A 7,690-nucleotide genomic window follows, 5' to 3' on the forward strand; every position below is an offset into this window, starting at 1 on the left:
AGACGGTTGCGCGAAAAGCTCGGAGTGGTCATGTGCGAGGACCATGCTCGGCAGGCAGAGCGCCGCAGCAACGGCTACGTACGAACAGGACGCGTCCGCGTTGCGCGACTTACTCCGGCGCGACGCTGTCGTCGAACCTCTGCCGCGCCAGCTTGATTTCGGCCTGATGCCGCTCGGCCCAGCCGATCAGCCGCGACATCGGCTCGAGCAGGCTCTTGCCGAGCGCGGTGACGCTGTACTCGACGCTCGGCGGCACGGTCGGAATGACACGTCGTGCGATCAGTCCGTCGCGCTGCAGGTCGCGCAGGGTCTGCGTCAGCATGCGCTGCGAGATGTCGTCGATCTCGCGCCGGAGCTCACCGAAGCGGTGCGGCCGGGTGCCGAGCACGGCCAGGATCAGCACGCTCCATTTGTCGCCGATCTGGTTGATCACGGTGCGGATCGGGCAGTCCTCGATCGAGACGAATTTCTCCTTCCAGGCGCGCGGACCCTCGGTCGAAGGCGACGCGTCTGCTTCCGCCGGGGTGGTTCCCTTCATGTGCCTATCTCCCGAAAAACTGCCTTCTTTCGGCAGGGGATGGTCGTTCCTAATGTAGTGCAGGTCTCGAAAAGAGACTTTAGCCCGCTGCGCGGCAGCTCGCCAGCGCTTTGCCAACCCAAGACCCCTCGACGAAGGTTAACGATGTCCAAATCCCTCCTCGTGACCGGCGCTGCCGGCCAACTCGGCCGCGCCGTGATCGGTCACCTCCTCACCACGCTGAAACTGCCGGCCAGCAGCATCATCGCCGCGACGCGCAAGCCCGAGCAGCTGCAGGAGCTGGCGGCGCAAGGCGTGAGCGTGCGGGCGGCCGATTTCGATGATCCGCAGTCGCTGGCGGCGGCCTTTGCTGGAGCGCAGCGCATGCTGCTGATTTCGACCGACAGGCTCGACCGTCCCGGTTTTCGCGCCGAGCAGCATGGCCGCGCCCTCGCGGCGGCCGAGCAGGCCGGTATTCAGCACGTCGTTTACACGTCGATGCCGAAGCCGGTGAACTCACCGCTGCTGATCGCCCCGGACCATGCGCTGACCGAGGCCGCACTCCACGGCAGCAGGCTCGCCGGCTGGACCGTGCTGCGCAATCATTGGTACTTCGAGAACCTGTTCATGTCGCTGCCGCGGATCCTCGGGTCGGGCCGCTGGTTCACGGCCGACGAGGGCGGCGGCTCCGCCGACATCGCCCGCGGCGATCTCGCGCGCGCCGCCGCAACCGTGCTGGCCGGCGACGTCACGGGCAGGCAGACGTTCACGCTGAGCGGCGCCAGGGCCCTCACCAAGGCCGAGCAGGCGCGGATCATCTCGGTCGCGCTCGGCAAGCCGATCGAAGTGGTGCAAGTGCCGCTGGAAGGCCTGATCCAGGGCATGGTCGGCGCCGGCCTGCCGCGACCGCTGGCCGAGGTGTTGGCTTCGTTCGATACCAACACCGCGCAGGGCCGCGTCGCCGAGGTCACCGGCGACTATCAGACCATCACCGGCGCGCCGCCGCAGAACTTTACGGATTGGGTGCCTGCGGTCAGGGCCGCCTTCGGCTGAGGACTCGCGGCCCTGTCGCCGACTTCGGAGCAGGGCTGCATCAGCGCGACGCGGCTGGTCGGACACGTGTCTGGTCGTAACGACGGCAGAGCTGTCGCGTTTGACGACCGCAGTTTTGCGCCCATCACTCTCCACATCGTCAATGGTGGGGCCTGTCCCGGCCATCTACGTCGCTCGGCATGCCGAGAACGACATGGGTGCCCGGGCTTTCGCTGCGCCGAAGCGGCTTCGGCAACGCAGGCGGCACAAGCCCGGGCATGACGGAGGACCTCATCGACGGGAGCGTTCGCGGCGGAGGCTCCCTGACTTCAGATGCGCTCGCCCTGATGACAACGGGCGAAGCTGATTGGCGGGCCGGAACGGAACTACAAGGCGGCGCTGCAGCCGTCACGATCCGGGCAGATCTGCGACAGTGATGCACCGCGTGCTGCCGAATTGTCGACGACGAGGCCAAGCGTCGAGCGTGCGTTTCCAGCGGCGCTCCTCGGGCCAATGAGCAACCGTCCGGCACCGTGAGCGCCGATACGCTCGAAACCCTGCGCCGTCTTCATCAGCCGGGCTGCGATGATTTGATTCAAAAAATCCATCCTGCAACTCCCTTTCGTCAAATGACCCGGCGGCCTGGTGCGGGACAGGCCGCCGGGTCGGCGCAACGTGCTGGAGTTGGCGTCCTCCATCTCGCCGCGCTGGTCTGTGATCCGGTTCACAGTTGTCGAGAATTGATCGTGCACCGGATCATCGGGTGAGCGCGGCGATGACGCCGACTGTCACTTGGCTGTACGAAGCAAAGGACGATCGGGTTGTCGGCGATCGACAGCGCGCATGTTCACATTTTTGTTTACTCCGCGGGTTGAGCTGCGACCGTGCCGTGGTCGTTATGCTGGATAAGCGGCTTCATCCCGGTCAGCGTCCGCAGCAGTACGTAGAACACGGGCGTCAGGAACAGGCCGAACACGGTGACTCCGATCATGCCGGAGAACACCGCGACGCCCATCGCGCGCCGCATCTCCGAGCCGGCGCCGGTCGACAGCACCAGCGGCAGCACGCCCATGATGAACGCCATCGACGTCATCAGGATCGGCCGCAGACGCAGGCGGCTGGCCTCGATCGCCGCGCGCAGCGGCGTCCGCCCGGCGAATTCGAGCTCGCGTGCGAATTCGACGATCAGGATCGCGTTCTTGGCGGAGAGACCGACGAGCACGATGAGGCCGATCTGGGTGAAGATGTTGTTGTCGCCCTTCGAGATCCAGACGCCGGCCATCGCCGCAAGCAGCGCCATCGGCACGATCATCAGGATCGCCAGCGGCAAGGTCAGGCTCTCGTAGAGAGCCGCCAGCACCAGGAAGACCAGCAGGATCGCGAGCGGAAACACCCAGAGCCCGGAGTTGCCGGCGATGAACTCCTGATAGGTCAGGTCGGTCCATTCGAAGGCGAAGCCCGGTGGCAGCACCTCGGCGGCGATCCGCTCGGCCGCCGCCTGCGCCTGGCCCGAGGAGAAGCCGGGGGCCGCGGCGGCGTTGATGTCCGCCGACAGGAAGCCGTTGTAGCGGATGGCGCGCTCGGGCCCGGCGCTCTGCCGCACCGTCAGCAGCGCCGACAGCGGCACCATCTCGCCGGACGCGGAGCGCACCTTGAGCTGGCGGATGTCGTCGGCGCGGGCACGGAACGGCGCGTCGGCCTGCACCCGCACCGAATAGGTGCGGCCGAACTTGTTGAAGTCGTTCACGTAGTAGGAGCCGAGGTAGATCTGCAGGGTGTTGAAGACCTCGGTCACGGGAACGCCGAGTTGCAGCGCCTTGGTGCGGTCGATGTCGGCGAAGAGTTGCGGCACGTTGACCTGGAAGCTCGAGAATGCGCCGGCGATCTCCGGTGACTTCTGCAAGGCGCCCATGAAGGCGGTGGTGACGTCGTTGAGCGCCTCGTAGCCGCGGCCGGCGCGGTCCTCGATCTGCAGCTTGAATCCGCCGATCGTGCCGAGGCCGTTGACCGGCGGCGGCGGGAACATCGCGATGAACGCGTCCTGGATCCCTGCGTATTTCTTGTTGAGCTGCAGGGCGATCGCGCCGCCCGACAGCGACGGATCCTTGCGCTCGTCGAACGGCTTCAATCCGGAGAACACGATGCCGGCATTGGAGGAGTTGGTGAAGCCGGAGATCGAGAGGCCCGGAAAGGCGATCGAGCTCTCGACACCGGGCTGCGTCAGCGCGATGTCGCTCATCTTGCGGATCACCTCCTCGGAGCGGTCGAGCGTGGCGCCGTCCGGCAGGCGGGCGAAGCCGACCAGATATTGCTTGTCCTGCCCCGGTACGAAGCCGCCCGGCACCTGCTTGAACAAGAAGGCGGTGGCGCCGATCAGCAGCACGTAGAGGACCATCACGGCGGCCTTGGCCGAAATCACCCGGGAGACGCTGCCGCTGTAATTGTCGGAGGCGCGGACGAAGGCGCGGTTGAAGCCGCGGAAGAACCAGCCGAGCGAGCGGTCGAGGATGCGGGTGAGGCGGTCCTGGTCGTGATGGCCCTTGAGCAGCAGTGCCGAGAGCGCCGGCGACAGGGTCAGCGAGTTCACCGCCGAGATCACGGTGGAGATCGCGATCGTCAGCGCGAATTGCTTGTAGAACTGTCCGGTGAGGCCGGAAATGAAGGCGAGCGGCACGAACACGGCCACCAGCACCAGCGCGATCGCGATGATCGGCCCGGACACCTCGCGCATCGCCTGATAGGTGGCGTCACGCGGCGACAGCCCCGATTCGATGTTGCGCTCGACATTCTCGACCACCACGATGGCGTCGTCGACGACGATGCCGATCGCGAGCACCAGGCCGAACAGGCTGAGCGCGTTGATCGAGAAGCCGAACAGGTGCATCACGGCGAAGGTGCCGACGATGGATACGGGCACGGCCAGCAGCGGGATGATCGAGGCGCGCCAGGTCTGCAGGAACAGGATGACGACGATCACGACCAGCACGATGGCCTCGAACAGCGTGTGCACGACCGCCTCGATCGAGGAGCGCACGAACTGGGTCGGGTCGTAGACGATGTGATACTCGACGCCTTCCGGCATCGTCTTGGCGATCTCGGCCATGGTGGCGCGGACGTTGTCGGAGATCTGCAGCGCGTTGGAGCCGGGCGCCTGGAAGATCGGGATCGCCACCGCCTGCTTGTTGTCGAGCAGCGAGCGCAGGCCGTATTCCGAGGCGCCGAGCTCGATGCGGGCGACGTCGCGCAGCCGCGTGACCTCACCATGCGCGCCGGTCTTGACCACGATGTCGGCGAACTGATCCTCGTTTGAGAGCCGGCCCTCCGCATTGACCGAGAGCTGCAGATCGAGGCCCTTGACGTTCGGCGAGGCGCCGACCACGCCGGCGGCGGCTTCGACGTTCTGCGCCTGGATCGCCTTGACGATGTCGGACGCGGAGAGGCCGTGCTCGGCGGCCTTCTGCGGATCGACCCAGACCCGCATCGAATAGTCGCCGGCGCCGAACAGCTGGACGTCACCGACGCCGTCGATGCGCGCCAGCCGGTCCTTGACGTTGAGCACCGCGTAGTTGCGCAGATAAGTGGTGTCGTAGCGGCCGTTGGGCGAGATCAGATGCACGACCATGGTGAGGTCGGGCGAACTCTTCTTGGTGATGACGCCGAGCTGGCGCACCACGTTGGGCAGCCGCGGCTCGGCCTGCTGCACCCGGTTCTGCACCAGCTGCGTGGCCTTGTCCGGATCGGTGCCGAGCTTGAAGGTGACCGTGAGCGTCATCGCGCCGTCGGTGGTCGCCTGGCTGCTCATATAGAGCATGTTCTCGACGCCGTTGATCTGCTCCTCGATCGGCGTCGCCACTGTCTCGGCGATCACCTTCGGATTGGCGCCGGGATAGGTCGCGCGCACTACGACGGAGGGCGGCACGACGTCGGGATATTCCGAGATCGGCATGGAGAACAGCGCAATCAGGCCGCCGAGGAAAATCAGCGTCGACAGCACGCCTGCGAAGATCGGCCGGTCGATGAAGAATTTGGACAGGTTCATGGAAGGCCCCGTGGTCAGGAGAGGTCAGCGCGGGGCTGACGTTGTGAGTTGTCGGTAGGCTTGTTCAAAGACGCTGAAGGGCGCCAAATGTGATCTCGCTGCCGCCTCACACTCGGTGTCGTCCCGGCGAACGCCGGGACCCATACCGCGGACGGCTGATTGGTGAAAAAGACTGCGGGTCATCTTTCTTTGTCGACCAGCACGGCCGGTGGTTATGGGTCCCGGCGTTCGCCGGGACGACGGCTATGGGTGGCGCTCGCGTACGGGCCTCGAATGATGATCAGCGCTGCGCCATCTGCTTCGTATCGGCCCCGTCCCGCGCGCCCATCTCGGTCACCTGCGTCTTCAGCAGCGCGCCGGGGCGCACCCGCTGCAGGCCGTTGACGACCACGCGCTCGCCGGGTTTCAGGCCCGCCGAGATGATGCGCAGGCCGTCGACGCTGCCGCCGAGCGTCACCGGGCGATACACCGCGCGCTCGTCGTCGCCGACGACCATCACGAACTTCTTGTCCTGGTCGGTGCCGATGGCGCGCTCGTCGAGAAGGACGAGGGATTGCTGCTGCGGCTGGCCCATGCGGACGCGCGCGAACTGGCCGGGGATCAAGGTGCCGCTCTCGTTCTTGAACACGGCGCGGACGCGGATCGTGCCGGTCTGGCCCTGCACCTGGTTGTCGATCAGCTGGATGTGGCCCGACGCCGTGATGCCGCCCGACGTCGTCATCTCCACCGGAATGCGGTCGAGATTGCCGCGCTTGCCCGAGCCATCGGCCACGGCGGCCAGCGCGCGCAGCACGACGTCCTCGGTGGCGTCGAAGCTCGCATAGATCGGATTGACCGACACGAGGTTGGTCAGCACCGGCGAGGCGGAGCCGGCGGCGACGAGGTTGCCGACGGTGACCTCGATGCGCCCGACGCGGCCGTCGACCGGCGCGCGCACCTGCGTGTAGTCGAGATTGAGCTTGGCCGCCTGGAGTGCTGCTTCCGCCGCCTTGACGTTGGCGATCGCCTCGCGATTGCCGTTGTCGCGCTGGTCGTAGTCGCGCTTGGTGACGATGGAATTGCCGACCAGCTGCGCGCCGCGCTCGAGCTCGTTGGCGGCGAAGGCGGCGCGGGCGCGCGCCGCTTCGAGCTGCGCCTGGGCGCGGTCGACCTCCGCGGCATAGGGCGCGGGATCGATTTTGAACAGGACGTCGCCGGCCTTCACGAGGGAGCCCTCGGTGAAATTGGTGGCGAGGATGGCGCCGGCGACGCGCGGCCGGACCTCGACGCGCTCGACCGCTTCGAGGCGGCCGGAGAACTCGTCCCAGAGGCTCGCCTTGCGCGGCTCGACGACGGAAACGGTGACCGCGACGGCCTGCTCCGGCGCGGCGGCGCGGGCGGCCTGCGGCATGGGATTCAGGTGGACATATTGCGAGCCCGCATATGAGCCGGCGGCGATGACCACGCCAGCGATGGCGACGGTGCTCAGCCACCTCTTGAGGCGGCCGGACGAAGCGGGGGTGGACGAAGGCATTGGCGCGCTCCAGATTTGTAGTGTTCGCTACAAATGTGGCGCTGGCAACTCGTCCGCAAGAGACTTATGTAACGGATACTACGAAAAACCTAGCAGGAACTTTGGCGGCTGCGGCAGATCAAAGAAATGGCTAGGAATCGCAAATAGATAAAGATCGCATCGGGGCGGAGACGAAGACAGGAGATTCTGCGATGGGCATCGGACGGCCCCGGACTTTCGACCGCGACACCGCGCTGGAGCAGGCGATGGAGGTGTTCTGGCGCCATGGCTATGAGGGCGCGACCATCGCCCAGCTCACCGACGCCATGGGCATCAACCCGCCCAGCCTCTATGCCGCGTTCGGTAGCAAGGAGGCCCTGCTGAAGGCCGCGCTCGACCGCTACACCGCGCGCCGCGAGGCCTGGATGGCCGAGGTGCTGGGCGCGCCGACCGCGCGCGAAGTGACGTCGCGGATGCTGATGGGCGTGGCCGAGAAGCAGACCGATCCGTCCAACCCGCCCGGCTGCCTGCTGGTGCAGGGCGGGCTGGCCTGCGGCTCCGGCTCGGCCAATGTGCCGTTCGAACTGGCCGCGCGCCGCGCCCAGACCGA

General features: G+C 66.6%; 6 protein-coding genes. 2 read left to right on the forward strand and 4 right to left on the reverse strand.

What is annotated here, in order from left to right:
- Window positions 1-109: 109 nt before the first annotated feature.
- Window positions 110-538: a winged helix-turn-helix transcriptional regulator gene (locus tag BRAS3809_RS00005; RefSeq protein WP_008960047.1), complete on the reverse strand. Its 429-nt coding sequence runs from the start codon at window positions 536-538 to the stop codon at window positions 110-112.
- 144 nt (window positions 539-682) lie between these two features.
- On the opposite strand from BRAS3809_RS00005, the gene BRAS3809_RS00010 reads away from it, so the two are divergent.
- Window positions 683-1,570, forward strand: coding sequence for an SDR family oxidoreductase (locus BRAS3809_RS00010; protein WP_035654658.1), 888 nt, complete (start codon window positions 683-685; stop codon window positions 1,568-1,570).
- A gap of 365 nt (window positions 1,571-1,935) precedes the next feature.
- Here BRAS3809_RS00010 and BRAS3809_RS00015 read toward each other — a convergent pair whose 3' ends face one another.
- The 3 genes from BRAS3809_RS00015 to BRAS3809_RS00025 form a co-directional block, all read right to left on the reverse strand.
- A complete protein-coding gene (locus BRAS3809_RS00015) occupies window positions 1,936-2,157 on the reverse strand; it encodes a hypothetical protein (protein ID WP_035654668.1) in 222 nt (73 codons plus the stop codon).
- 251 nt (window positions 2,158-2,408) lie between these two features.
- Window positions 2,409-5,588, reverse strand: coding sequence for an efflux RND transporter permease subunit (locus tag BRAS3809_RS00020; RefSeq protein WP_008960050.1), 3,180 nt, complete (start codon window positions 5,586-5,588; stop codon window positions 2,409-2,411).
- A 280-nt stretch (window positions 5,589-5,868) separates the two neighbouring features.
- Window positions 5,869-7,101, reverse strand: coding sequence for an efflux RND transporter periplasmic adaptor subunit (locus tag BRAS3809_RS00025; RefSeq protein WP_008960051.1), 1,233 nt, complete (start codon window positions 7,099-7,101; stop codon window positions 5,869-5,871).
- Window positions 7,102-7,292: 191 nt separating this feature from the next.
- Here BRAS3809_RS00025 and BRAS3809_RS00030 point away from each other — a divergent pair.
- The coding region (locus tag BRAS3809_RS00030) for a TetR/AcrR family transcriptional regulator (RefSeq protein ID WP_035654665.1) at window positions 7,293-7,690 on the forward strand (398 nt) is incomplete at its 3' end.

The organism is Bradyrhizobium sp. STM 3809 (assembly GCF_000239795.1).
Classification (GTDB): Bacteria; Pseudomonadota; Alphaproteobacteria; order Rhizobiales; family Xanthobacteraceae; genus Bradyrhizobium.